The 24,034-nt window shown below is 46.7% G+C and carries 23 protein-coding genes; 8 read left to right on the top strand and 15 right to left on the bottom strand.

What is annotated here, in order from left to right:
* Positions 1–272: 272 nt before the first annotated feature.
* The gene (locus tag BN1546_RS16665; RefSeq protein ID WP_090738361.1) at positions 273–2,051 is read left to right on the top strand and encodes a M4 family metallopeptidase; all 1,779 of its coding nucleotides are present in this window, start codon (positions 273–275) and stop codon (positions 2,049–2,051) included.
* A gap of 165 nt (positions 2,052–2,216) precedes the next feature.
* On the opposite strand, the gene BN1546_RS16660 is transcribed toward BN1546_RS16665, so the two are convergent.
* From BN1546_RS16660 to BN1546_RS16645, 4 genes are all read right to left on the bottom strand, one after another.
* Positions 2,217–4,007: a helix-turn-helix transcriptional regulator gene (locus BN1546_RS16660; protein WP_090738360.1), complete on the bottom strand. Its 1,791-nt coding sequence runs from the start codon at positions 4,005–4,007 to the stop codon at positions 2,217–2,219.
* A 4-nt stretch (positions 4,008–4,011) separates the two neighbouring features.
* Positions 4,012–4,602, bottom strand: a complete 591-nt coding sequence (locus BN1546_RS16655) for a sensor domain-containing protein (protein WP_090738359.1) — start codon at positions 4,600–4,602, stop codon at positions 4,012–4,014.
* A gap of 335 nt (positions 4,603–4,937) precedes the next feature.
* Positions 4,938–5,720, bottom strand: a complete 783-nt coding sequence (locus tag BN1546_RS16650; protein ID WP_058830438.1) for a WIAG-tail domain — start codon at positions 5,718–5,720, stop codon at positions 4,938–4,940.
* A 114-nt stretch (positions 5,721–5,834) separates the two neighbouring features.
* On the bottom strand, positions 5,835–6,998 hold the full coding sequence (locus BN1546_RS16645; RefSeq protein ID WP_090738358.1) for a glycosyltransferase family 4 protein: 1,164 nt from the start codon (positions 6,996–6,998) through the stop codon (positions 5,835–5,837).
* Between the two features lie 206 nt (positions 6,999–7,204).
* Between BN1546_RS16645 and BN1546_RS16640 the strand changes: the two genes are divergently transcribed.
* Complete coding sequence (locus tag BN1546_RS16640) at positions 7,205–8,332, top strand: YheC/YheD family endospore coat-associated protein (protein ID WP_090738357.1); 1,128 nt, start codon at positions 7,205–7,207, stop codon at positions 8,330–8,332.
* Between the two features lie 88 nt (positions 8,333–8,420).
* Complete coding sequence (asd, locus tag BN1546_RS16635) at positions 8,421–9,218, top strand: archaetidylserine decarboxylase (RefSeq protein ID WP_025679164.1); 798 nt, start codon at positions 8,421–8,423, stop codon at positions 9,216–9,218.
* A 141-nt stretch (positions 9,219–9,359) separates the two neighbouring features.
* Here asd and BN1546_RS16630 read toward each other — a convergent pair whose 3' ends face one another.
* Positions 9,360–10,145: a helix-turn-helix domain-containing protein gene (locus BN1546_RS16630; protein WP_090738356.1), complete on the bottom strand. Its 786-nt coding sequence runs from the start codon at positions 10,143–10,145 to the stop codon at positions 9,360–9,362.
* 180 nt (positions 10,146–10,325) lie between these two features.
* Here BN1546_RS16630 and BN1546_RS16625 point away from each other — a divergent pair, with 180 nt between their 5' ends.
* Entirely contained in the window at positions 10,326–11,624 is a 1,299-nt protein-coding gene (locus BN1546_RS16625; protein ID WP_025674060.1) for an aminotransferase class I/II-fold pyridoxal phosphate-dependent enzyme, read from the top strand.
* A gap of 104 nt (positions 11,625–11,728) precedes the next feature.
* Here the strand turns inward: BN1546_RS16625 and BN1546_RS16620 are convergent, their stop codons facing one another.
* A complete protein-coding gene (locus tag BN1546_RS16620) occupies positions 11,729–13,006 on the bottom strand; it encodes an ATP-binding protein (RefSeq protein ID WP_090738355.1) in 1,278 nt (425 codons plus the stop codon).
* A gap of 206 nt (positions 13,007–13,212) precedes the next feature.
* On the opposite strand from BN1546_RS16620, the gene BN1546_RS27605 reads away from it, so the two are divergent.
* Positions 13,213–13,329, top strand: coding sequence for a hypothetical protein (locus BN1546_RS27605; RefSeq protein WP_013372853.1), 117 nt, complete (start codon positions 13,213–13,215; stop codon positions 13,327–13,329).
* Positions 13,330–13,450: 121 nt separating this feature from the next.
* Here the strand turns inward: BN1546_RS27605 and BN1546_RS16615 are convergent, their stop codons facing one another.
* From BN1546_RS16615 to BN1546_RS16595, 5 genes are all read right to left on the bottom strand, one after another.
* A complete protein-coding gene (locus tag BN1546_RS16615; RefSeq protein WP_013372854.1) occupies positions 13,451–14,674 on the bottom strand; it encodes an ABC transporter permease in 1,224 nt (407 codons plus the stop codon).
* Positions 14,675–14,676: 2 nt separating this feature from the next.
* Positions 14,677–15,423, bottom strand: coding sequence for an ABC transporter ATP-binding protein (locus BN1546_RS16610; protein ID WP_013372855.1), 747 nt, complete (start codon positions 15,421–15,423; stop codon positions 14,677–14,679).
* 18 nt (positions 15,424–15,441) lie between these two features.
* A complete protein-coding gene (locus tag BN1546_RS16605; RefSeq protein ID WP_040102951.1) occupies positions 15,442–16,833 on the bottom strand; it encodes a DEAD/DEAH box helicase in 1,392 nt (463 codons plus the stop codon).
* Positions 16,834–16,954: 121 nt separating this feature from the next.
* Entirely contained in the window at positions 16,955–17,734 is a 780-nt protein-coding gene (locus tag BN1546_RS16600) for an SDR family NAD(P)-dependent oxidoreductase (RefSeq protein ID WP_013372857.1), read from the bottom strand.
* A gap of 40 nt (positions 17,735–17,774) precedes the next feature.
* Positions 17,775–18,233, bottom strand: coding sequence for a chemotaxis protein CheX (locus BN1546_RS16595; RefSeq protein WP_025365744.1), 459 nt, complete (start codon positions 18,231–18,233; stop codon positions 17,775–17,777).
* Between the two features lie 424 nt (positions 18,234–18,657).
* Between BN1546_RS16595 and BN1546_RS16590 the strand changes: the two genes are divergently transcribed.
* The 3 genes from BN1546_RS16590 (at position 18,658) to BN1546_RS16580 (ending at position 21,362) form a co-directional block, all read left to right on the top strand.
* Positions 18,658–19,560 carry a LysR family transcriptional regulator gene (locus tag BN1546_RS16590; protein ID WP_013372859.1) on the top strand — a complete coding sequence of 301 codons (903 nt, stop codon included), beginning with the start codon at positions 18,658–18,660 and terminating at the stop codon, positions 19,558–19,560.
* A gap of 60 nt (positions 19,561–19,620) precedes the next feature.
* Complete coding sequence (locus BN1546_RS16585; RefSeq protein ID WP_090738354.1) at positions 19,621–20,430, top strand: histidinol-phosphatase; 810 nt, start codon at positions 19,621–19,623, stop codon at positions 20,428–20,430.
* A gap of 191 nt (positions 20,431–20,621) precedes the next feature.
* Complete coding sequence (locus BN1546_RS16580; protein WP_013372861.1) at positions 20,622–21,362, top strand: GTP pyrophosphokinase; 741 nt, start codon at positions 20,622–20,624, stop codon at positions 21,360–21,362.
* A gap of 2 nt (positions 21,363–21,364) precedes the next feature.
* On the opposite strand, the gene BN1546_RS16575 is transcribed toward BN1546_RS16580, so the two are convergent.
* The 4 genes from BN1546_RS16575 to BN1546_RS16560 all read right to left on the bottom strand — a co-directional run bounded on the left by BN1546_RS16575 (position 21,365) and on the right by BN1546_RS16560 (position 23,988).
* A complete protein-coding gene (locus BN1546_RS16575; protein ID WP_058830432.1) occupies positions 21,365–21,784 on the bottom strand; it encodes an alpha/beta fold hydrolase in 420 nt (139 codons plus the stop codon).
* 233 nt (positions 21,785–22,017) lie between these two features.
* A complete protein-coding gene (locus BN1546_RS16570; RefSeq protein ID WP_013372864.1) occupies positions 22,018–22,293 on the bottom strand; it encodes an MFS transporter in 276 nt (91 codons plus the stop codon).
* 293 nt (positions 22,294–22,586) lie between these two features.
* Positions 22,587–23,195: a GNAT family N-acetyltransferase gene (locus BN1546_RS16565; protein WP_013372865.1), complete on the bottom strand. Its 609-nt coding sequence runs from the start codon at positions 23,193–23,195 to the stop codon at positions 22,587–22,589.
* A 52-nt stretch (positions 23,196–23,247) separates the two neighbouring features.
* On the bottom strand, positions 23,248–23,988 hold the full coding sequence (locus BN1546_RS16560; RefSeq protein WP_090738353.1) for a metallophosphoesterase family protein: 741 nt from the start codon (positions 23,986–23,988) through the stop codon (positions 23,248–23,250).
* Positions 23,989–24,034 lie beyond the last annotated feature (46 nt).

Below are 24,034 nucleotides of genomic sequence, written 5' to 3'. Positions count from 1 at the left end.
TTTTTTTTGCATAAGGCAACTTTTTTCCATTATCCGCTTTTATTCCACTATCTTTGTATACGACAGGAAGGGAGGAGTTTGTTACCTTTTTAGGCTACTTGCTTCAAATGCAGTACCCTCTTTTCACGCACGCTTCATGAATAACACTTCGGTATTTCTCTTCATGTTCCATTCTTCTACCCCAGACGACAACACGACCTACATAAATGGCGTAATGCCTTATTCAAAACAGGATAATTCATCCTGACATTAATCGAGGAGAGTGAATTTTAATGAAAAAAGTATGGGTTTCGCTTCTTGGAGGAGCTATGTTATTAGGGTCTGTCGCGTCTGGTGCATCTGCGGAGAGTTCCGTTTCGGGGCCAGCTCAGCTTACACCGACCTTCCACGCCGAGCAATGGAAAGCACCTACCTCGGTATCGGGGGATGACATTGTATGGAGCTATTTAAATCGACAAAAGAAATCGTTGCTGGGTGTGGATAGCTCCAGTGTACGTGAACAATTCCGAATCGTTGATCGCACAAGCGACAAATCCGGTGTAAGCCATTATCGACTGAAGCAGTATGTAAACGGAATTCCCGTGTATGGAGCTGAACAAACTATTCATGTGGGCAAATCTGGTGAGGTCACCTCTTACTTAGGAGCGGTGGTTAATGAGGATCAGCAGGCAGAAGCTACGCAAGGTACAACTCCAAAAATCAGCGCTTCTGAAGCGGTCTACACCGCATATAAAGAAGCAGCTGCACGGATTGAAGCCCTCCCTACCTCCGACGATACTATTTCTAAAGACGCTGAGGAGCCAAGCAGTGTAAGTAAAGATACTTACGCCGAAGCAGCTAACAACGAAAAAACGCTTTCTGTTGATAAGGACGAGCTGAGTCTTGATCAGGCATCTGTCCTGAAAGATAGCAAAATTGAAGCAGTGGAACCAGAAAAAAGTTCCATTGCCAAAATCGCTAATCTGCAGCCTGAAGTAGATCCTAAAGCAGAACTCTACTACTACCCTAAGGGGGATGACCTGCTGCTGGTTTATGTAACAGAAGTTAATGTTTTAGAACCTGCCCCACTGCGTACCCGCTACATTATTGATGCCAATGACGGCAGCATCGTATTCCAGTATGACATCATTAATGAAGCGACAGGCACAGGTAAAGGTGTGCTTGGTGATTCCAAATCGTTCACTACTACCGCTTCCGGCAGTAGCTACCAGTTAAAAGATACAACACGCGGTAACGGAATCGTGACTTACACGGCCTCCAACCGTCAAAGCATCCCAGGTACCATTTTGACAGATGCCGATAATGTATGGAATGATCCAGCTGGTGTGGACGCCCATGCGTATGCTGCTAAAACCTATGATTACTATAAAGCCAAATTTGGACGCAACAGCATTGACGGACGCGGTCTGCAACTTCGTTCGACGGTCCATTACGGTAGTCGCTATAACAATGCCTTCTGGAACGGCTCCCAAATGACTTATGGAGATGGAGATGGTAGCACATTTATCGCCTTCAGCGGGGACCCTGATGTAGTAGGACATGAACTTACGCATGGTGTCACAGAGTATACTTCGAATTTGGAATATTACGGAGAGTCCGGCGCATTGAATGAAGCTTTCTCAGACGTTATCGGTAATGACATTCAGCGCAAAAACTGGCTTGTAGGCGATGATATTTATACGCCAAACATTGCAGGCGATGCCCTTCGCTCAATGTCCGATCCTACCCTGTACGATCAACCAGATCACTATTCAGATCTGTACAGAGGCAGCTCGGATAACGGCGGTGTTCATACCAACAGCGGTATTATCAATAAAGCTTACTACTTGTTAGCACAAGGTGGTAATTTCCATGGCGTAACTGTAAATGGAATTGGCCGTGATGCAGCGGTGCAAATTTACTACAGTGCCTTTACGAACTACCTGACTTCTTCCTCTGACTTCTCCAACGCACGTGCTGCTGTGATCCAAGCCGCAAAAGATCTGTACGGGGCGAACTCAGCAGAAGCAACTGCAGCTGCCAAGTCTTTTGACGCTGTAGGCGTAAACTAAATCATATCCATCCTCTTCACGATTCTCGTCCATAGACCTTTGCCGTTGTGCAACTGTTACTTGGCCCTGCCCATACCTTGGACGAAAAATAGGGGTGCAGTGTACAAGTCTGCACCCCTTCCCCCCCTTATTTAGGGCGCCCCCTCAAGGGGGCGCCCTTTTCTCTTACAAAAGTAATCCTGTATCTCTTGCTTTTTGCACGGCTTCTTCTCGATTGTTGACTCCCAGCTTGTCATAGAGAGTGGAGGCGTAATTTCTTACTGTGCCGTTGGATAGGTAAAGTTTCTCAGAAATTGTTTTATAACGGTTTCCTTGAGATAAAAGATTCAAAACCTCTAGTTCACGTTTCGTTAAGCCATACTCTTCTCCATCTGACCTCGGTCCGACTGACTCTTCTTCATCATTTCCGTCCCACATTCTATGGAACAAATCTTGGTTAATTACCGTGCCTCCCCGATAGACGAGGCGAATCGTTTCAGCCAGTTCACGCGACTCTATGGATTTCAGCAAATACCCGTCAGCACCGCTTCGCATGATTTCCTTCGCCCTCTCTGTATCCTGAAACGTTGACAGGATGAGGACACGAATGTCAGGCCATGTTTCCTTGATTATTTTGGTCGCACGAATCCCATCCTGATTGGGCATCTCCAAATCCATTAATATCAAATCTGGATTCAGGCTTCTGCACAATTCCACTGCTTGTTCTCCATCTTCAGCCACCCCCACTACCTGTAAGTCCTCCTGTCCGTCCAAGATGGTATGGAGACTGTCTCGGATAAACGAATGATCATCGACGATACACAAGCGGATTCGTTCATCGGACAATTGTATCAGTCTGGGTAACACACATGAGATGAACGTCCCTTCGCCCTTTTCGGAGTATACAGTGACTCTCCCTTGTAACTGTGTCGCACGTTCTTTCATTGCAGTTAATCCGAAGCCATCCTTCCACTCCTCCACTCCGTCACCATTATCCTGTACATCCAATCTCGTCTGTTGCGGCTCAAAATGCAGTGACACAATGATTTCGGTGGATTGTCCGTGGCGCACAGCATTAGTCAGCGATTCCTGCAAGCACCGATAGAGCGTCATTTTCGCTTGTTTGGAGACTATGTACTCTTCTCCTATTATTCGAGTGCGTACATTTACTTTTGCATGTTTCTGGAACTCCTCTGCTAATTGTTGCAAAGTAACAGTCAAGGGAAGCGATTCTTGTGGTGAATCTATTTGATGCAAATAGGCTCTCACTTCCTCCATACTGTTACGGGCTAATTGCAATAATGAGTCGATTTTCTGCTCTCCATCTTTTGTTGCTAATTCCGTACGCAATATTTCCAACCCCATAATGATAGAGGTATAGGAATGCCCCATCGTATCATGCAAATCTTTGGAAAGTCTGTCGCGCTCCTCTAACAAAGTAATCTGCTCAATCTGAGATAGGTACTGTTCCAGCACAAGCTTCTGATTGCGTATAATTTCATTTTGGCGGTAATTAGAAACTAGTAAGTGGAAGGAAAATCCTATCGCAAAAGCCAGACCGATTTGTGGGATAATCGCCCATAGATCTGTTCCTGGGGAAAATATTGCAACGAGCAATGGAAACAAAACAACCGTGATAGAACTCGACCAACGGAATGATTTATGAGCACTATTTGCCGCGATCATGAAAGTTGGCATTAAAAATGCAAGATATGCCGCCGGAAATAATAAGGTTAAGTAAAAGCACACTCCGCCAAACAAAACCATCTCAGTAAGCAGATAGTAGCGATAACTGAACATTAAACAAATCCAAGGTATTGAAAATGCGGCAATTTCCCAAAGAACGATGATCCAAAGGGGCACAGTTAAATGGTCTTGGTGTTGGATAGTAGTTATCATCAATGAAAACCAGATGACAAAACGTATACAAAGCAATAACCAGTCATACCAGAGCCATTGTTTCCAGGTTGTAAACAAATTATCACCTCTTAATAGCTTTAAACATGGAATGCGTGTACATTCCGACTATTTGAACTAAGCTGTTTCCAATGCGAGTATTGATCCAGACGAGAATACACCCAGCGAGCATGACACATATAGCCTTTTCCCATGAATCTACAGCGAATCCCCATAAGTATATATCAAGATGTTGAAAAAGTATCGGTGTAACGATAAATACGATCGGAGCTATGTACAGTATAACGGCACATATAAGGCTGATCACCCCAATAAAAAATTTCTGCATAAGCCAAAAAACCGCCCTCCAATTGCTACTATTAAGAATAGCTTCTCTCGCTTTTATCCATTTATCCCTTCCACTGTTTGTCCTTGTCAGGATTGGCTCTATCGATATATCCGTATAAACCTTCGTCTGAATGCGTTCAAATTGGACAAACGTGTGAGTTGTTCGCAACACACACGCCAACAAGGGAATACCCACGAAGATAACCGCCATCCCCAACGCAAATGTAATACTGACCAAATAGAAGCAAAAATAAAACAGTCCCGATCCGAAGGTAAACAACAAAAAGTAGAAATCTTGCAACCTTTTGCGAGCTGATTCTTTCGTCATTTGATTCTCTCCTACTCTTTATTTTATTTGCTAATACGTTATGAATTGCCCTTCGAATCTAACTTGTTATCTGTCACATACGGTAGTGTCAAAGTGTCATATTTGTAGGTCATGACTATAAAACAAGCTGTACTAAGCTCTTTTTATGTCATGCATTAGCTCCTTTACCTTCGCTCGATTTAGCTTTTGGCTATTATGCTCTGCCGATTAAAAAAAGTAAAAAAACGCCATTCTTTCCTTATAATCATAGGAAAGAATGGCGTTTTTTCATTCCTGTTTCAGTGTCTGAGGTTGTTCTAACATTACCATAAACAAAAGCTGTGTATATTTATTATCTATGATGTCCCCATCGCAATCCAGAGAATCCATCCCTCACATATCTGACCCGGTTGTCTGCGTTCCACTGTAAGCACTGCCGAATGCCTCTGTCGTTGTGTGACGGACACTATCACTCCCGGTACGCTCGCATTGGCGGTGATTGCATATTGCGTGTCTATAAAAGGCTTATCAAACACAACGTTCACTTTGCTTGTAACTTCTTGTGCAGAAAGATAAAAAGAAGTGCTGCCAAATTGAGGTAAAGTCACTTCACTGTCAGTAGTCCCGTCATCGGTCACTGAGCCAACATGAATGGCATTCCGACCTAATTCTTTTTCAGTCTGAGAAACTAGATGGGTATCTTGCTCTGGCAAGCGCATTCGCTGCTTTGGACGCTGTCTTCCTTCCGCAATATGAATACTGGTTATAGAGCAATCCAATAACGAATCTTGCTCGGTCTGACCTTCCGTCTTCATAGACGCCATGTCGTGATCCGTTCCGTATTCGGTATCTGAGTCAGGCACAGACAACAGCAGCACAGATGCTCGATTCATCTGCATCGCTTCCTCCAGCGTTTTGGGAAGCTTATGCTTTTTCCATGCTGCTTCCTCTATAGCTTGCACCGGGGTATCCTTCTCTACGGGAACAGGTACCCTTGCCGTTCCACGCTGAGTGGGTCTGGGACTGCCAGCAGGCGAAGCCGTTTTTTCCTTGTTTACACGGGGAGAGGGGACTGTATTGGAAAGGTTACGCCGTGCTATTTTTTTATCCTTAGGGCTATGGTTCGTGCGATGGTTCATGATGACCGCTCCTTTGACACAGGAGTGAACCAGCGGTCGCTCCGCTTCATTCACCCAGGTGGGAATCAGGGCCTAATGCCTATGAGATAGCCTATGCACGTAACCGCGACCACGTCACTCAGTTGCGCAGTCTGTTATAAATTGAGCCCAGCGTTGGGCGGAGTGCTGCCATAAAAATCGCCTCCGTACCTCGTCCAGCCCGGCTTCTCCCATTTGTCGCCGTAAGTCGTGCTGCTGGAGCAACCTGGTGATGGCGTCGGCCATTTCCTGCTCGCCGCGTGACGGATAAACAAGCCAGCCTGTCTTGCCGTGTTGTATAACCTCCGGAATACCACCGATTCGTGATGCTACCACAGGTACTCCTGCCGCCATGGCTTCCAGATTGACCAGCCCGAAGGCTTCAGCTTCAATAGAAGGAACAACGGCTACATCGGCTAACTGATATAACGAGGCCAATGCCGGATGCGGCACATAGCCGAGGAAGTGCACATGCCTCGCCAACCTTAGTTTACGGATCTGCCGATGCAATGCTGCGGTGTACGGCGTGAGGCGGTCGTGACCGTAATAGGCACTCCCTGCTATGAGCAGCAGCACGTCTGGACAGGTATGGACGATACGCTGCAGGGCCTTTAGCAGCCGATGAACTCCCTTTCCTGGCATCAGTCTGCCTGCATATAACACGATTCGGCGGCATGACCAGCCGAAATCGTCCAATCGTGCCGACCTGATCGCTTCTGCTGCAGGAGTCCACCGTGGCAGGAAATCGCCAGGATGAATACCCAACTTGTTGATGACGATGCGTTCTCTGACCGCATCGGGACTGTCAGAGGCCACGATTGCCCCCAAATACGCACTGTTCACAATAATACGATCCATCGACAACAGCAGCCTACCCATGTCCTTCCGTTTGAGGTGAGGCTCCCGGATGAACGTGGTGGAATGCAAAGTCAGCACAATTTTGCTATCGGGCAAAGCCTCGCGAATGGCATACGCAACTGTGGGGCGATTGTGTACATCTATTACCGCAGGTAACCATCTCTTCAAATCAGCGATTACCTCGGGAATATAACCTGCCCCCCGCGTATAGCGCCTACAAGGAATTCCGTCAACATCGCCGTGATCCGGTGTTTCTGCTCCTCTTATGCCATAGATCTGTGCCTGAAGCTTATGGCTAGCCAGCGGTACCATACGAGCAATTACCCGCTCCACTGAACTGCTGCGGGGCGAAGGTATAACAAAAGATCCCGGTGTAATGACTGCTACCTTCAGCCTCTGCATCACCTCACCTACTTTCCTTACCTTATTCCCTCACCCTTCAACACTCATCTTGTATCATATCGTTTCTTGCTCTGAAAGGTGCTTGGCTTATTACTTTGGGCATATCGCAAGGCTAGCGTCCATGCCTGGCCGATCTTTGATACATATGATGGACTAGAATCACAATATGGTCAGTTGGATTGACGATAAGGAGGGCGGACATACTCATGTTGCATGTCGGCGTCATGCTCAACCCGGCAACTTACCGGGGCATTCCCGTCATGAGGACGCGTTATGAATCTATCGCCAATTACGAGGAAGCCGGGTTAAGCTACGAGCTAATCCCTTGCTTTCTTCGTCTGGAAGATATTCATATGTCGACCGGAACATGCCGGGCTTTTGTTAAAAACGGTAACGAGTATCGGCAGATGACTCTTCCGTTGCCGCCAGTCATCCACAATCGGACTCTCTATCGGCAAAATGAAAATGCCCGCGATATCAACAGGCTGGTACACAAGGGATTCTATATTTTTAATGAACAAAACCGTTTCGGCAAAGACCATATACATGCAATTCTACAGGAAGATCCTCTGCTACATCCCCACCTTCCCAAAACATTGCAAGGCAACCTGTCTTCCATCCGTACCTTGATGGAGCAAACCGGGGATGTTGTAATTAAACCCAGTAGCAGTAGCATAGGTAGAGGAATTATGCGGCTGAGGCATTCCAGCGGAAGCTGGACATTGCAATGTGCTCATCCAACTATACCTGAACGTTGGTCCACAATACGGTTGAAGGTCGGAGAGCTCCCTTTATTTCTGCATAAGCGACTGATGCATGTTCCTCATATCGTTCAGGAAACCATTCCGCTTGCTTTGTGCGACAATCGTCCATTTGATATCCGTGTGACCGTTCAGCGCGGATATGGCGGAATCTGGGGGGTGACAGGCATGTTTGCCAAAATTGCTCCATCCCACACTTTCGTCTCGAATGTAGCCCAAGGCGGTACGGCTTGTTCCCTACCAGAGGTGTTATCACGAACAGAGACTGTGCAGAACTCAAACATAGCCCGGCTGATGAATGAGCTAGAGAGACTCTCATTGCAAATCGTCCACCGATTGGCACAACACCTGCCCCGTCTGGCCGATGTCGGACTGGATCTGGGAATTACCCATGAAGGCAAGATTGTTTTTATCGAATGCAATGGTCGTGATCAGCGCTATGGCTTTAGCCAGGCAGGCATGAGTAATGTCTGGAAAGAAACGTACGCTCAGCCAATGGCTTACGCACGTTGGCTTCTCGAACGAATGTCTTCGTCAGGCACTGAACGTTCACCAGGCCGTCCCCTGTATTGATTTACGTCACATTCTGTGTCAATATAGTTCAGAGCGGCCGGACAGGTTCCGGCCAAGACGGCTCGGAAATGAACAAGGGGGATCTGTAATGGCAAAACAGTGGCTGCGGCTTATGACGGAGCTATCATCGCGCAAGTGGGTGTGCCGGATTGTGGGCTCCTTCGCGCAAAGCGGTGCAAGCCGACTTTTTATCCCCACCTTTATACGTACGTACCAGATCCAGACGCATGAGGCGGAACAGGATTGGAAAGAATATCGCTCCCTGAACGCCTATTTTACACGCAAATTAAAAGCGGGCATGCGCCCGATTGATACGAACGCCGAGGTGATGACCAGTCCGGTGGATGCACGGATTACTTTTACCGGCCCAATTACGTCTGGCACTCTTTTGAATGTCAAGGGGCAAGACTATACGCTGGAAGAGCTTCTTAATCGCTCTCCGCGTCTTGAGAAGTACACACACGGCTATGCTTTTGTGCTCTATCTCAGCCCGTCAAATTATCATCGCATTCATGCACCGGTATCCGGTACACTGGTAGAAAAGGAGCATCTGCGCGGTAAAGTATACCCAGTGAATGACTTCGGCTTGCAGCATATGAGGGGAGTTCTTAGCCGCAATGAACGACAGATTACGTACATGGCCCACGAATATGGTGAGGTGGCAGTCGTCAAGGTTGGCGCAATGAATGTGAGCAGCATCAAATATACGGATGAACAAGCGACTTCATGGACAAAAGGTGACGATCTCGCCTATTTTGAATTTGGCTCAACCGTCGTTTTGCTAACTGAAAACGGCACATTTGAGCCAGACCCCGCATTGAAGCTGGGGGATGTGGTGAAAATGGGACAACGTCTTGGTAGCTTTCGACACGATCCTAAGGCATAAATGAAGGATTGTAACAAAAAAATAGCTGCACATTTGAGCATTGGGATCGAATGATTCAAATGGCTCATATGAAAAAGGACCCAGCGTAACTGCTTCGGTCCTTTTTGATTTATCCTTTATATTCGTCATGCGATAATAGCCTTATCGAATCTCAGACGGACTTTTTCCTGTATACTGCTTGAATTGGCGGCTGAAGAAAAAGATGTCGCGGTATCCCAAAGCCTCCGCCACCTCAGTCACATTCATTCCGGCATGTAGCAGTAGGTGCTGTGCGCGCTCAATCCGCATGCTGATAATATGAGATTGCACAGAAACACCTAGCAGCTCCTTGAATTTTATCGAAAAATAACGCGGTGACAGCCCTGCTCTTGCTGCCAAATCCTCGACTCGATGTGGAAGTCCCGGATGCTGCCGCACGTAGTTAGCCGTTTCTCGAATGACCTCGGTGAGCTGGTTACTGGCCTGTTGCTCCTGCGGTTCCTTCCGGTCTGCACGCAGCAGATGAATCATCAGTTGCTTTAGGATCAGCCTGCCCTCCTCATCAGCCCCATAGGCACGCTCCAGACGCAGACGGACATATCTGGCAAGCATATGCTCCACCTCGAACGTTTCCTCCAGCATACGGTAGCTGGCTGGTATTTGCTTGGGTTGTTCGGTGAGATTAAAATGAATATAAGTAAGTATGAGCGGCTTTTGCGGATTATGTGTGGCATGGGTATCGTCTCCCGGTTTGAACAGAAAGCAGCTGCCCTTGCTCACCGGATAGGCTTCCCCATTTAATACAACCGTCCCTTCTCCGCTCCATACATAAAATAAATCATAGTTTGGCATCGGCTTCTCGCGTACCTGCCATTTCCAGCCCGGCTCGCACACAATTTTGGCAAAGGCCGGCAGCAGGATAAACGATGACGCAGATGTATCCAGCAAAATCTGCACCTCCTTTTGTTCATCTCTGGTTGTCCTGTTATCCCGTTATTTTATAATATAAGCGCAGCGCCACGATTAAGCAAAAAATACGCTCTTATGCCCCCTAATGCTTGTGCGTGACGCTTACCGTGTGTAATGCTATAATATGTAATCAAAATGACTTGGAAGGATGAAACGGGAATGAATCCACTGGCAGCGCAGTTAAATCAAAACATTCAGACAGGCAACGAGCATGTATATCAAATGCTTTCTCTTTTAGGTAAAGAGATTTATTTTCCAAAAGAAGGGATCTTGAGTCAATCTGCCGAGGCAGGGAAACTTGCTAAAAAATATAATGCTACGATCGGGATTGCTACTGAAGGTAATGGCCCTATGCATTTGGAGGTAATTCAGGAGAAGCTGTCCGCTTATAGTCCTAAGGATTTATATCCTTACGCTCCCCCTGCGGGCAAACCTGAACTTCGTAGCGTATGGCGTGACAAAATGCTGAAAGAAAATCCTTCGCTGGCTGGAAAAGGCTACGGCCTTCCTGTAGTTACGAACGCGCTGACCCACGGTTTGAGCATCGTTGCCGACCTGTTTACGGATGAAGGAGATGCTGTCATTTATCCAGATAAAAACTGGGAGAACTATGAACTGACTTTCGGTATTCGCCGTCATGGACGTTTGGTGAATTTTCCGTTGTTCACAGAGGATCACCGTTTTAATAGTGAGGGTTTACGCGAGGCGCTACTAGCGCAGAAAGAATACGGCAAAGCGATCGTTGTACTGAACTTCCCGAACAACCCGACAGGCTATACACCGGGCATTGAAGAGGGTAAAGCTATTGTCGCTGCCATTCAGGAAGCGGCGGAAGCAGGCATCAATGTCGTAGTTGTGACAGATGACGCTTATTTTGGCCTGTTCTTCGAGGACTCCCTGCATGAATCATTATTCGGTCAGCTAGCCGGACTTCATCCGAGAATTTTACCAGTCAAAATTGACGGAGCTACCAAAGAAGAATTCGTTTGGGGCTTCCGTGTCGGATTTATTACCTTTGCTTCGGAGCATCAGGATGTACTGAGTGCGCTTGAACAAAAAACACTAGGGATTATCCGGGCAACGATTTCGAGCGGGCCTCACCCATCTCAAACCTTCGTACTGGATGCCCTCAAATCACCCGATTTTGAGCAACAGAAGAATGAAAAGTTCCAAATTATGAAGGGGCGGGCTAATAAAGTCAAAGCGTTGCTCGATAGCGGAAAATACGGGGATGTATGGAGCTACTATCCTTTCAATTCAGGCTATTTTATGTGTCTCAAGCTGAACGGCTTGTCTGCTGAACGACTGCGCACTCATTTGCTGGAGCAATATGGGGTAGGCACGATTGCATTGGGTGAATACGATCTCCGTATTGCGTTCTCATGTATCGAAGAAGAGTATCTGGAAGACCTATATGACATTGTTTATCGTGGCGCACAAGATTTGTTAAACGCCTAATCTGTCTGTATCAGGTTAAATATATAGCATAACTAGCGGTATGCCAGATATTAGGGCATACCGCTTTTGATTGGCTGACTATTGTCCATCACACGTCCGCACAATTATCCTTCCGCAGCGAGCAGAGATTCCTGTGCCAGTGGTAGGAGGATGACGACCTCCGTTCCGACTCCGGGCTCACTTTCATAGCGTATACTCCCGTTCATGGCTTCAATAATTCGAAAGGAAACGACCGTTCCCAGTCCTGTTCCTACCTCTTTGGTTGAAAAAAACAATGTACCCACTCGTTCAAGATGCTCCTGGCTCATGCCTTTTCCAGTATCCCTAATACTTAGACATGCCTGCTCTTCCTGAACCGACAGCTTTATGTATACCCTGCCTCCATCTTCCGCAGCTTCAATCGCATTTTTCGTCACATGTATTAACGCCTGTAGCAGCTGGTTACGATCTGTATGTATGTAAATTTCATTCCTTAGCTCTGTATACAGCCTTACGCCTTGCTTGGTCGCCATTGGCTTCAGAAGCAAAACGATCTGTTGAACCATGCCAGACAGATCCATCCGTTCTGTGTTTCCAATCTGCGGTCTGGATAAGTTCAGATAATCGCTAATAATTCTTTCAGCCCGATCCACTTCTGCCAGTGCCAAAGCAACATATCTGCGATTTTTCCCTTCTAATCCTGACTGGACCATTTGCAGGAACCCTTTTACGACGGTTAAAGGATTCCGTACTTCATGGGCCATAGAGGCTGCCAGTTCACCCAACGTATTCAGACGCTCGGCATATTTAATTTTTCTTCTCATTTCTTCTCGCTCCAAACTAAACTCCATCCAGAAAGAAGAAGCTCCAATACTTAGGAATTGAATCACACCGAACCAGAGTATTGAACGGATCAGCTCAATCTCATCCTCATCCAGTCTGCCATTGATCCAAGAATGTATTAAAAGAAAAATCAGCATGACCCCAGTAATCCATATACTCATTACCATATTCATGCCCACTCGAAGCAACATGCTTTTGAGCTGCATAAATTTGTTTCTTACCAAGAGAGGTCCCAAATAACACAACATCATGCTCGGAAGCCCCACCACCATAGACTCAGGGCCTACATACATGCGAGCCATTACCATTAGCGTCACATTCATTAGACCTGCCGTAGGACCAAAATATAAAACAGAAAGGATCAAAGGAACATAGCGAAGATCCCAATATAATCCGTACCAAATGTACGAAAACATAAGGCAAAGCACAGAAGAAACACCCAGCACCCCTCCCATAAGCAGCGGGGTATGCTTCCTATGCCGATGATCCGACAAAGCGCTATATACGAGTAACGGTACAAACACAAGAAATATGTTCACGAGCAGCTTATCTACCAGCATCTCGTCTTTCCCACTTTCCAAGTGATAATGATTACATACTTCTTCTATTCTCGATAATACGTACCTTTTCCTCTCTCATCTCCTGCATCTGATGAAAAATATAGGGCGATTCGGCAACACACCAGAACATTGGCCCACGCAATCCAAAAACCCAATTCATAAGATACGATGTATCCTTTATCACAATGACCGAGAGGAGAATGAGCATGGGAGCAGAAGAAACAAGAGGCGGTTACGGTGGTTATGGCGCATTCACAAGCACAGGAACAATTTTGGTACTGTTCATTTTATTAGTTATCATCAGCAAAACGATCTTCGTTTAAGCAGACGGATATCTGCACCCACGACTACCATAGCAGCGAACGTACAAAAAAGGCTAATCCGCAGGCAGCTCAGCTTTTGCTGCTTGCGAATTAGCCTTTACTTTATTCACACAGATATGGGTCACACTTCTTCCTCATCCTGTCCATCCAAACGCCATTTTTTGGCTTGAGTACCACGGAGCAGGAACACAACAAGGACTCCCCCAACCAATATAAGCACTGTAGACAGTAGATCCTCCGTTCCTTTTGCCAGAAAAGGAAGCCACAGCACCACCGCAGCCGGCAACGTCAACCGAACAACAAAGTCAAGAAAAGACGCACGGCGACTATGCGCAGGAATCGGATATAACTGAAGCCACAACGAATCCCTGTGATACTGTCTTAAAGAAGTGATCTGAACACCTATGAGGAATATAAAAAATAAATATACGGCAATACCAATCCAGCTAGCATGGGTGATATATATAATTAACAGACCCAGAATACCTAACCGAATGACAATGCCTGCTGGCTCTGTACGCAAGAACGTCTTAAACAGCAGGTAACGATACGCTCCCCTTCTGTTCCAAGGTATGTTACCACCCAGCCAGGACAGCCAGCGGCGCGGCGTCACTCTCTGCGTAAGGGCAGGCACATCGACAAACCAGCCCAACGTACGCATCACGCGAGCAGCCTGCATGCCCTCTGTGCGGATCAGTTTTTCCCAAGCCACTAGCAGTTTGACCGGTAAACGCAGAACAAGCACGTACACCACGCCAACCAACACGATAAATGGCAAGCTGTGTAGCGGAGGCTGCCATAGCCATGCGGCTACCATCAGCACAGCCAGCACCCACCGCAGGAGACGATAGCCTACGCTCCCGCCAACCGATACCATGCGAAGCTCCTGCCAGCCGCCGTAGCTAAATAGCAGCTTCAGCAGCACGAACAGCAGCAGAGTCAATAGCAGCGGCTTAGGCGCAGCATCACTGCGAATATACAGCGGCCACAAAATAATGGACAGCAGCAGCAAACCGAATATTTTATATACCACGCCTCGAATCCGGCTGGCCTTGAAATACTGGGGCATCGCGTGCTCCTGGGGACGAAGGAAGACAATATCTGCCTCATTCAAATACGTTCGAAAGCTCGCATGCGCAATTGGAATAGCTACAATAAGCATGATCCAGCGGATGGGCAAATCCGGCGGAATATGCATCAGCAAGGACGTGTACCAAGCGGCAAAGGCAATCAGCGCAAAGCCGAAGACCACTGCAAGGCCGCTCTGAATGACATAGCCCAGATAAGGCAGCACCTGTCCCCAAAACGCTAGACGTCTTTCTTTATGCAAACGTTGCAAATCCATGCTCATTCCCTGCCCTGTACCAGCTCATAAAATGCATCTTCCAGCGGCATGCCCGGCTTACCCGCCTGTGCTGTCACTTCGTCCAGCGTACCCTGAGCGATGATGGCACCCTGATGAAGCACAATGAAACGATCGCAATAATTTTCAATCGTGGACAAAATATGAGAACTGAGCAAAATAGACGAACCCGAACGCTTCATCTCCAACATAAAGTCAAGCAGGGAACGAATGCCGAGCGGGTCCAAACCCAAAAAAGGCTCATCTATGACATACAACGGCGGCCCCGCTAAAAATGCACACATAATCATCACTTTCTGGCGCATCCCTTTGGAGAGATGCATCGACATACTTCCGCTTTTATCCCGCATACGGAACAAGTCCAGCATTTGATCGCTGCGCGTCCGGAAATCTGCTTCGCTGACTCCGTATGCTCTAGCCGTAAACTCCATATGCTCCATCACTGTCATTTCAGGATACAGCTCTGGAGCTTCAGGTACAAAAGCAATAGCTCCCTGATACGCTTCGGGATTCTCATCCTGCTTATGCCCCTGTACGCGAATTTCTCCGGCCTGCGGTGTCATCAGTCCCAAAATATGCTTCATGGTCGTGCTTTTCCCGGCCCCGTTCAGACCGATCAGTCCCACCATTTCGCCCGGCTTCACATCGAGCGAAATCTGATGCAGCACCGGGCGTTTGGCGCTGTATCCACCGGTCAGTCCGTTAATTTGCAACACAGGCTGTTGTTCCATGGCTTCCCCTCTTCTCCCTTACTCGTTCGGTTTTGATCCTTTTTCCTTCAGCCATCTTGGCGCACCCTTGTTTTTACGATCACGCTCGCGCTGTGCCTTTCCTGCTTTGGATAAGGCTGCTCCTTTGCTCTTGCCTGGAGCTGAACCGTTCACGGAATTCCTGCCTGGACGCCCTGCTTCAGTCCGAACAGGTGTCTTGCGGTTTTCCGTCACCGTTCCATTGGAAATGGATCTAGTCTCAGATGGCCTTACAGGGGCACGCTTGGCATCCGCCGGGCGCGGCACTACAACTCGACCTCCGTACAACGCACGCTCTGCAATATCGATTCCCAGCTCACGGGAAAACTTACGCATGATGAACGTTTCGCGGTCGGTCACCACCGACACCACCAGTCCTTTGCGTCCCATACGTCCTGTCCGCCCTGCGCGGTGAACATAAGCTTGACTATCCGTAGCCGGGTCAAAATGAATGACCATTTCAAGCCCCTCAATATCCAGACCACGGGCTGCCACATCCGAAGCGACCAGCACTTTGAGCTTGTCCTCGCGGAACCGAGCCAACACGTTGCTGCGCGTGACTTTATCTGCATCTCCATACAAGGATGCCGTAGTTAGGCCCATGTGCTTGAGCTTGGCTTCAATTTCCCCGATGGCATTGGTCGTATTTACGAACACCAGCGCTTTTCTCGGATTAAAATGCCGTACCAGACGGCGCAGCATATCCACCTTATCCCGTTCTTCGGATACAAAGTAGTAATGTTCCAGTCCACTGGCCGTCTTCTGGTCAGGATCAATCCCGATTTCTACGTAATCAGGCATCTCCCGTTGTGCCAATGACTGAATTTCATTATTCAGCGTTGCGGACAGGAATACCAATTGACGATCACGCTGGGCAGAGCCCAGTATATGGGTCACATCGCCGGCTCCGCCGAGCTGGAACATCTGATCCACCTCATCAATGACAATAGTTGTAATATTGTGCATCTTCAGCTTTTTCGAAGCGATGAGTTCCCGTACACGTCCTGGTGTGCCTACCACAAGCTGTGGATGATCCTTTAGCTTTTCGATTTGTCGCTTGATTGCCGCCCCACCAATCAGACCTAGTACACGGATTCCACGATGCTCTCCGTAGCGCTGACCCTCACGTACAATTTGCATGGCCAATTCCTGGCTTGGAGCCAGTATCAGCTTTTGCGTAGCCTTTTTCTGTGGGTCAATGGCTTGTAGCAGCGGTAGCAAATAAGCCAGTGTTTTTCCTGTACCGGTTTGTGAGCGCGCCAATACATGCTTTCCCTTCATTATTTCCGGTATAGCCTCTGCCTGAACTGGCGAAGGCTGTGTAATTTCATGCTCGGTCAGTTTGTCTAACAGATCTTGTTCAACGCCAAGCGCTTCAAAATTCAATGTCATGAAAAGGTCCAACCCCTATACGTAAATTCGTTACTCTCCATTATATGCGAAAATAGCCCTGTTACCAAATCACAAAAATAAAAGATGTCCCTCACCACACCTAATGGCTACGGGACATCTATTATTTCTTATTCATCACACCATGCCCCAGCCTGTCGATCAGTCTGGGAGCTAATTGATACAGCTTGAGAAAAGGAGATACCCACTGTGGCAGATTAACCTCCTCCTTGCGGAGTTCCATCGCCCTTACGATATGCTGTGCTACCTTATCAGGTTTTAGCATAAACCAGCCAACATTCCGCACATAACCCCCTGAAGGATCTGCCAGCTCAAAAAACGGTGTATCAATCGGCCCGGGGTTAATCGTCGTTACGGTCACTCCACTTCCGCGCAGTTCTTGCCGGAGCGCATTGCTGAAACCGAGCAACGCATGCTTTGTGGCCGTATAAGAAGCCGATTTGGCTGTCCCGATTTTACCGGCCATCGATGCTACATTCACAATCTGCCCATCGTTCCGCTCTGTCATTTGCGGCAGAAACGCCTTGATGCAGCGAACAACCCCCATATAGTTCACGTCCATCATTTGTTCAAACTCTGTCAGGTCGGTTTCATTAAAATACTCAAACTTTCCGTAACCTGCATTGTTGAGCAATATATCAACCCGTCCGTATTCTTCCAATACCCGTGCAGCAACAGCCTCTACCTGCTCCTGGCAGGTAACGTCCAATGGGATCAGCTCATGCCTGCCGCTGATTCCCGCAGATACTTGCTTCAATCGCTCCTGCGAACGTGCTGTTAAAATAGGAATCGCGCCCTTTGCACTCAACAACTGAGCGCAAAGGGCGCCAATCCCACTGGATGCACCTGTAATCACAATTACCTTATCCTGCAATGTACTCATGGTCATCCCTCCACAATTAAAGAAACTTACTCCTTTAATATTAAGAGATCATCACCTGAATATCCAGCTCACCGATTCCTTCCACCGAAAGCGGAATACAAAGGGCGCGCTGGGGCACAAAAGTGGTCAAGTTTTCTGATTTCATGACCTGCGGAGGGGTGATATCCACGACAATTCCCTGACTGGACAAAATTGTACTGGCATTGCCACTAATCATATTGCCCAATTCCGAAATTGCGCTTTTTCCCATCTCATCAATTTCAGTCAACACAAATCCGCCCATCATCGCCGATACCATACGTAGCGCCACCTGTTCATTCAGGCCGAACACAATATTTCCGCTAAGCTGTCCGGTCATCCCGATCATAATCCAGATATGGTCGTCCACCAACTCGACATTTTTCACACCGAGATTTCCGGGTAAAGGAGATACTTGGATCAATTGTTCAATGACCCGTCTCGCCGACTCCAAAAAAGGATTTATTACTTCTGCCTTCACGATCATTGCGCCCCTTTACGATGGGCTTTTAGACACACAACAAAAGTCCCATTTAAATTTGAATTTTTATTTAAATAATGCTGGATAACGACTCAACCTGCAATAAAATACTCTCTCTATCACTTATCGACAGCAGTCCGGCAATTTTTTATAGCTAAAGCACAAAAAATGTGAATAATGTCCTATATCTTTACTTCAACCCGAATCTAGACTGGTTATTTTTAAAGTATATCAGGACTTTAGTCTTTATTTCCCAATATACCACACTTTACGGTGTACTGCTTCGATTCATTGCCCTTCCTGCTCGAATAACCTATAATCTAATGAAATAAAGCATAACGATGGTTTTACATATAAACAAGTAGATTGGCTAAACTCAGTTTATACAGCTGCGACAAGCTAAAGAAAAGAGAGGAGGAACTTCATGAACATCAGTCAACTTGAAACACTTATCATGATTTCCAAAACGATGAGCTTCCGTAAAGCCGGAGAACTTCTCAATTTGACGCAGCCGGCGGTGTCCGCCCAAATCAAAAGTCTAGAGGATGAGTTCAAAACCATTCTGATTGACCGCAACCAGCCCGTCACCCTGACCGACCGGGGAGTTGTTTTTTTGGAACACGCCGAGCGCATATTGGAGGTTGTTGAGGAATTAAGACAGAGATTGTATGACTTGAACGAAACACCGCAGGGTCACATTGCGCTGGGTACCACAACATCCATCGCCATTCAAATTTTACCGCGTGTGCTCTCCTACTTTCAGGATCAGTTCCCTCTCATCAAAACCTCCATTCAATCCATGGCCTCCTCGATGATCTATCAGCAGGTGGAGAACGGACTTATTGATGTTGGTATCGGTTATCTGATCGAACGTAATCCCAATCTAAGCACTTCAGTCCTGTATTATGATTCTTTTGAGCTTGTCGTGTCTCCTACACATCCGCTGGCCTCGCAACCACACGCTACTATTGAAGCCCTTCGGGAAATTCCGCTCATTCTGCTCTCTCCCGATACGGTAGGACGGAAATTCGTGGACGATGTTTTTAAAAAGCACCAAATTGTGCCCCATGTCGTGATCGAGTTGTCCAGCAGTGAGGAAGTCAAACGGATGGTCGAAATCAATCTCGGAGCTGCCATAATTTCCAGACTTTCAGTCACTTCTGAACTGCGTACAGGCACATTAAAAATGATCCATATTCCCGAGCTGGAAGTTAGTCATCCGGTAGGGGTGATTTATAAGTCCGGCCGTTATCTAAACTCAGCAATGCAGCAATTTTTGAGCGATCTGAAGGGGATGCCGGAGACGAATTTCACCAATTCTGAATAACGTAATTCGCTATGAACAACATACACAATATAAACCTTGGTTACGAAAGGAAGACAGTCCATGAAATTTGATCTGCACACCCATCATTTCCGCTGCGGTCATGCAGACGGCAACATTCGGGATTACATCGAAGCAGGTATTCAATCAGGCTTACAAGCTATTGGTATTTCCGACCATTCCCCCTTCCTATGTAGCGAAAAGGATCAGGCCTTTCCTAAAATTTATATGGCTAAGTCACAGCTTGCTGAATATGTAAAAGAAGTACAGGAGCTTAAGAAGGAATACGAGGGCCGTATTGACGTGCTCCTTGGATTGGAAACGGATTATTTCCCTGATTTTGCTGAATTGTATCGTTCTACTTTGGCTCCTTATCCATTTGATTACCTTATCGGGTCGATTCACAATGTCGAAGGGGATAGCATTTTTAACCGCAACCGTTGGAAAAAATTAAGTGACGCTCGTAAAGTCGAGGTCAAACAAGCCTACTATGCGCTCATTCAGCAATCTGCGCGAAGCGGCATGTTTCAGATTTTAGGTCATATTGACGCAATGAAAGGGAATTTCCCTGCCTTTTCAGACATTCCTGCCGATGAAGCCATTGACGAAACCTTGCGAGTGATTGCGGAATCCAATGTGGCGATTGAAATTAATACTTCGGGTAAAACCAAGCTGAGTGGCGGATGGTACCCCTCTGCTTCTATTTTAGAAAGAGCACACCATTTTGGTGTGGAGGTCACTTTTGGTTCGGATGCCCATAAGCCTTCACGGGTAGGCGACGATTGGGAAGACGTAAAAGCGATGCTGAAGGATATCGGCTTCCGGGAATGGGTTTATTTTAAAGAAAAACGTAAAATTCCTGTGGCGCTTTAAAATGTATTAAGGGTGGGAATCGCTGTTGCAATGGGATTCTTGGGAAATCGTTATATAGAGTAACAATCCCATTGCAAAGGCGAACACTAACGCTTCTCCAGATTCAAATCCTCGCTCTGCTACCAAGCGCCTTAAACCGTACAACTCCATTATTTTAAATAAACAACATCTTTGTGTGAGGAGAATTACATATGCAATTGGAAGATCCTATGGACAAGCTCAAAAAGCTAAAGCATGATATCACGCGATTTATGCTCATCTATAAGTTTGCACTCGACGAAATGGAAACCAAGATTGAAATATTAAAGCAGGAATTTCAAGCATTGCACGATTACAGCCCTATTGAGCATACCAAATCACGCCTTAAATCTCCTGAGAGTATCATGAACAAAATGCTTCGTAAAAATAGTGAGTTATCGCTGGATGCTATCAAAGATTCTATCAAGGATATCGCGGGCTTACGTATTACTTGTTCTTTTATTTCTGACATTTATGATGTCAGTAACATGCTTCAGAGACAGAGTGACCTCAAGGTGCTGGAAATCAAGGATTACATCAAGAATCCCAAGCCGAATGGTTATCAGAGTCTGCATTTGCTGGTTCAAGTTCCTGTATTCATGTCGGATTGTGAGGAACTAGTCTGCGTAGAGGTGCAGATTCGAACCATTGCGATGGATTTTTGGGCAAGCCTGGAGCATAAAATCTTTTATAAATACAACCAGTCTGTTCCCGAGAGTCTGACACGTGAATTAAAGAACGCCGCGGATTCCGCTAATGCGCTGGATCTGCAAATGGAACGTCTGCATCGTGAAATCAAGGAGATTAAAGATGCCAGAGGTGAAGAAGACTCTATGGAAGAGCTTCGAAAGATTATGATTAATAATCAGCAAATTACGGTGCCAGCCAATTTTTTGAAGCTTCTAGGGGAATAATTTTAATCAACCACTAGCATGTTTATCAAAAATTGAAGAATAGAATCATTGATTAAAATGGGCTGTTCTCTAAGCATGTGCGGTCGATGACTACAACCCGGAGCAACTAGATAACGTGAATCTTGGACCCATGAGCATAATTCCTGAAGCTGCTCTTCTGTGGCAAAGTCGTCATGTTCACCAGCAATAAATAATGCAGGGCACGTAATGCGGCTTAACTCATTACGTGTCAATTGCGGATATTGGCGCCAATCCTGAGCGCTCTGACGCATAAATTCCTGCCAATTACCTTTATGCGCTTCCTCATGGCGTTCCATCATTTGATGGATCATTTCATAACATTCGTTTTGGATGAGCCCCTCCGGCTCAAACTCATCTGCCCCCTCAGGACATGTGACTCCACTACAGCCAATAGCGAGCACATGTCTCCATTCGGTATTACACAATCGTGGTACATGGATACGTCCAAAGCCCAGTCAGAGGGATACTCCTTTCTCTCCCTAAATGAATGGCTTCCAGAGCTGGTAACCAGCCTGAACCGTACCTATGAATTATAAAAAAAAGAGGACCCGAAGCTTCGGGTCCCAGCAATTTATATGATTCAAAGGGGGTCATATCTATGTTGTACCCAGTCTATATTAAAGTAGTTTTGCAGTTATATTTCATTTTTGTAACAAAATGAAATACAAATGAGCGCAGCCAAGGCAAGAAGGCCACTCACCGCCACAGAAATAATGAATGCCCTGATATAATCGGACAGATTAGCATCTGAAAGCGTGTGATTGAGCGAGGATAAGAACAAGATACCGATCAAAGCGACACCCAACGAATTAGCCAAGTACATAAAGGTCGTAAACAAGCCTGAACCCGTTCCTGCCTCCTCAGCCGATACAGCACCAAGGACGACATGGGCCAGTGACGTTGTGGTCATCCCGAGACCTAGACCCTATACACCTAGTAGCATGATATTTTGAATATGACATAAATGGATTGTATCTAGATGTAACGATCCCTTCCCTTCCCAAATGAGGCGGAATCGTGAGTTAGCCCTTCTTTCCTGATTGGTTCTAACTATAGGATAACAAAAAAAAGAGGACCCGAATGATCGGGTCCCAGCAACATATATTATTCAAAAGGGGGTCATGTCTGTATTGTACCCGTCCTGTGTTAGAGTTGTTTTGCAGTTATATTTCATCTTTGTAACAAAATATTCCAATGTTATTTCTATGCATAATCCCCTTGGGTCAGCGAAAATACCAATACACTCGGCACCTCTCCTGAGGGATCATAGGCACCAATGGTGCGCAGCAGGCGCATCTTATTTTTCATAAGCACACGCATAGAAGCCTGGTTATTCTCTTGGCAACGGCTTTCGATCCGCTTGAGCTTCAAAGACTCGAAACCAAATTTCAGCATTTCTCCTACGACTTCTGTAGCCAGTCCCTGTCCCCAAAAAGGCCGATCCAGAATATAGCCCAGTTGTGCCTCACCCGTTCTTTCATTCCATTGCTGAAAAGAAACAATACCGAGCAACGGTGAGGAGGACCGTTCGTTGAATTCATCATGCAGATTGCTCTCTCCTGTATTTCTCCGATGCCATTCCACCGCAAAATGTAGGGAATCCAGTGAGTCAGCTGATATTTTAATTTGCGCAACCAGGCGTCTCATTCTTGCATAGACTGGCTTGCGAATTCGATTCACATATTGGATTACCAATGGATCGGATAAGATCCGCTCCAGCGCAGGATAATCCTCCGCTTTTAGCTGGCGCAATCGGACTCGGCGAGTGTAAAGCTCCGGCAATCCGAGACGAAGCATTTCTCTGGTCAGCACAATGTTCCCTCCTGCGGATGGATTCTGCTTTTAGCCATGCATATTTCCATACTTAATCCAGGTCCTGAATTCCCCGGTAAATTCCGGTACGCAGCTCTCGAATATAATATGCCAAAGAAGGCACATCTGCCTCCTCTGCTTGTTTTACTGCCAATTCTATATCATAGGGTACGCGTGCAAAATGAATGGAAAAAGGCGTGAGCTGCTCCTCTCCCCATCGCCCCTCTAAAATGCAGTAGGAAGCCTGGGTAATATCCAACGGATTCCCGACACTCCCAACGTTAAAAAGTGTTTTTCCCTGAAAATGCTGGATAAAGGCATTATGCACATCCCCATATCCCACAACCTCTGGAGCAAAAGGTACTTTTCCACTTTCTTCAGCTAGCGGATCGAACATGGCAAGCCTTTTGGCTGGCTCATCCCATGGTTGTACGCGGTGATACACACTTTGCGGCGAGGCATGCACCAAGCGGATACGACGTCCGCTCATTCTGAAATCATAATGAAACGGCAACTGTGCCAAATACTGCACTCGCTCTGCACCCAAACGTTCGGCTTGCCAGCTAAAATTGAGATCATCCGTTATGCTAACCAGCTCATCCCAATTGCCCCGAACGACGACTTCACAATGTTGACGGATAGCATCCAGAACCTCGCACGGACTAGGCCCTTTGCCGATCAGATCCCCCAAACAAAACACACGGCTAATGCCTCGGGAAGCAATATCCTCCAGCACCGCCTCACAAGCAGGCCAATTGCCATGAATATCTGAAATGACAGCAATACGATCCATCTGAATCTCACTCCTTTGTCCGAAACGGCTACATCTCTACACTACA

The sequence above is a fragment of the Paenibacillus sp. Mc5Re-14 genome, from assembly GCF_001049835.1.
Lineage (GTDB): Bacteria > Bacillota > Bacilli > Paenibacillales > Paenibacillaceae > Paenibacillus > Paenibacillus polymyxa_C.
This window is presented reverse-complemented; position numbering and strand designations above follow the sequence as displayed.

What these genes read in the sequence shown, in the direction of transcription:
- BN1546_RS16665 (WP_090738361.1), top strand. Translation starts at nt 273, where the DNA reads ATGAAAAAAGTATGGGTTTCGCTTCTTGGAGGAGCTATGTTATTAGGG.
- BN1546_RS16655 (WP_090738359.1), bottom strand. Translation starts at nt 4,602, where the DNA reads ATGACGAAAGAATCAGCTCGCAAAAGGTTGCAAGATTTCTACTTTTTG.
- BN1546_RS16650 (WP_058830438.1), bottom strand. Translation starts at nt 5,720, where the DNA reads ATGAACCATCGCACGAACCATAGCCCTAAGGATAAAAAAATAGCACGG.
- BN1546_RS16645 (WP_090738358.1), bottom strand. Translation starts at nt 6,998, where the DNA reads ATGCAGAGGCTGAAGGTAGCAGTCATTACACCGGGATCTTTTGTTATA.
- BN1546_RS16640 (WP_090738357.1), top strand. Translation starts at nt 7,205, where the DNA reads ATGTTGCATGTCGGCGTCATGCTCAACCCGGCAACTTACCGGGGCATT.
- asd (WP_025679164.1), top strand. Translation starts at nt 8,421, where the DNA reads ATGGCAAAACAGTGGCTGCGGCTTATGACGGAGCTATCATCGCGCAAG.
- BN1546_RS16625 (WP_025674060.1), top strand. Translation starts at nt 10,326, where the DNA reads ATGAATCCACTGGCAGCGCAGTTAAATCAAAACATTCAGACAGGCAAC.
- BN1546_RS16620 (WP_090738355.1), bottom strand. Translation starts at nt 13,006, where the DNA reads ATGCTGGTAGATAAGCTGCTCGTGAACATATTTCTTGTGTTTGTACCG.
- BN1546_RS27605 (WP_013372853.1), top strand. Translation starts at nt 13,213, where the DNA reads ATGGGAGCAGAAGAAACAAGAGGCGGTTACGGTGGTTATGGCGCATTC.
- BN1546_RS16615 (WP_013372854.1), bottom strand. Translation starts at nt 14,674, where the DNA reads ATGGATTTGCAACGTTTGCATAAAGAAAGACGTCTAGCGTTTTGGGGA.
- BN1546_RS16610 (WP_013372855.1), bottom strand. Translation starts at nt 15,423, where the DNA reads ATGGAACAACAGCCTGTGTTGCAAATTAACGGACTGACCGGTGGATAC.
- BN1546_RS16605 (WP_040102951.1), bottom strand. Translation starts at nt 16,833, where the DNA reads ATGACATTGAATTTTGAAGCGCTTGGCGTTGAACAAGATCTGTTAGAC.
- BN1546_RS16600 (WP_013372857.1), bottom strand. Translation starts at nt 17,734, where the DNA reads ATGAGTACATTGCAGGATAAGGTAATTGTGATTACAGGTGCATCCAGT.
- BN1546_RS16590 (WP_013372859.1), top strand. Translation starts at nt 18,658, where the DNA reads ATGAACATCAGTCAACTTGAAACACTTATCATGATTTCCAAAACGATG.
- BN1546_RS16585 (WP_090738354.1), top strand. Translation starts at nt 19,621, where the DNA reads ATGAAATTTGATCTGCACACCCATCATTTCCGCTGCGGTCATGCAGAC.
- BN1546_RS16580 (WP_013372861.1), top strand. Translation starts at nt 20,622, where the DNA reads ATGCAATTGGAAGATCCTATGGACAAGCTCAAAAAGCTAAAGCATGAT.
- BN1546_RS16570 (WP_013372864.1), bottom strand. Translation starts at nt 22,293, where the DNA reads ATGACCACAACGTCACTGGCCCATGTCGTCCTTGGTGCTGTATCGGCT.
- BN1546_RS16560 (WP_090738353.1), bottom strand. Translation starts at nt 23,988, where the DNA reads ATGGATCGTATTGCTGTCATTTCAGATATTCATGGCAATTGGCCTGCT.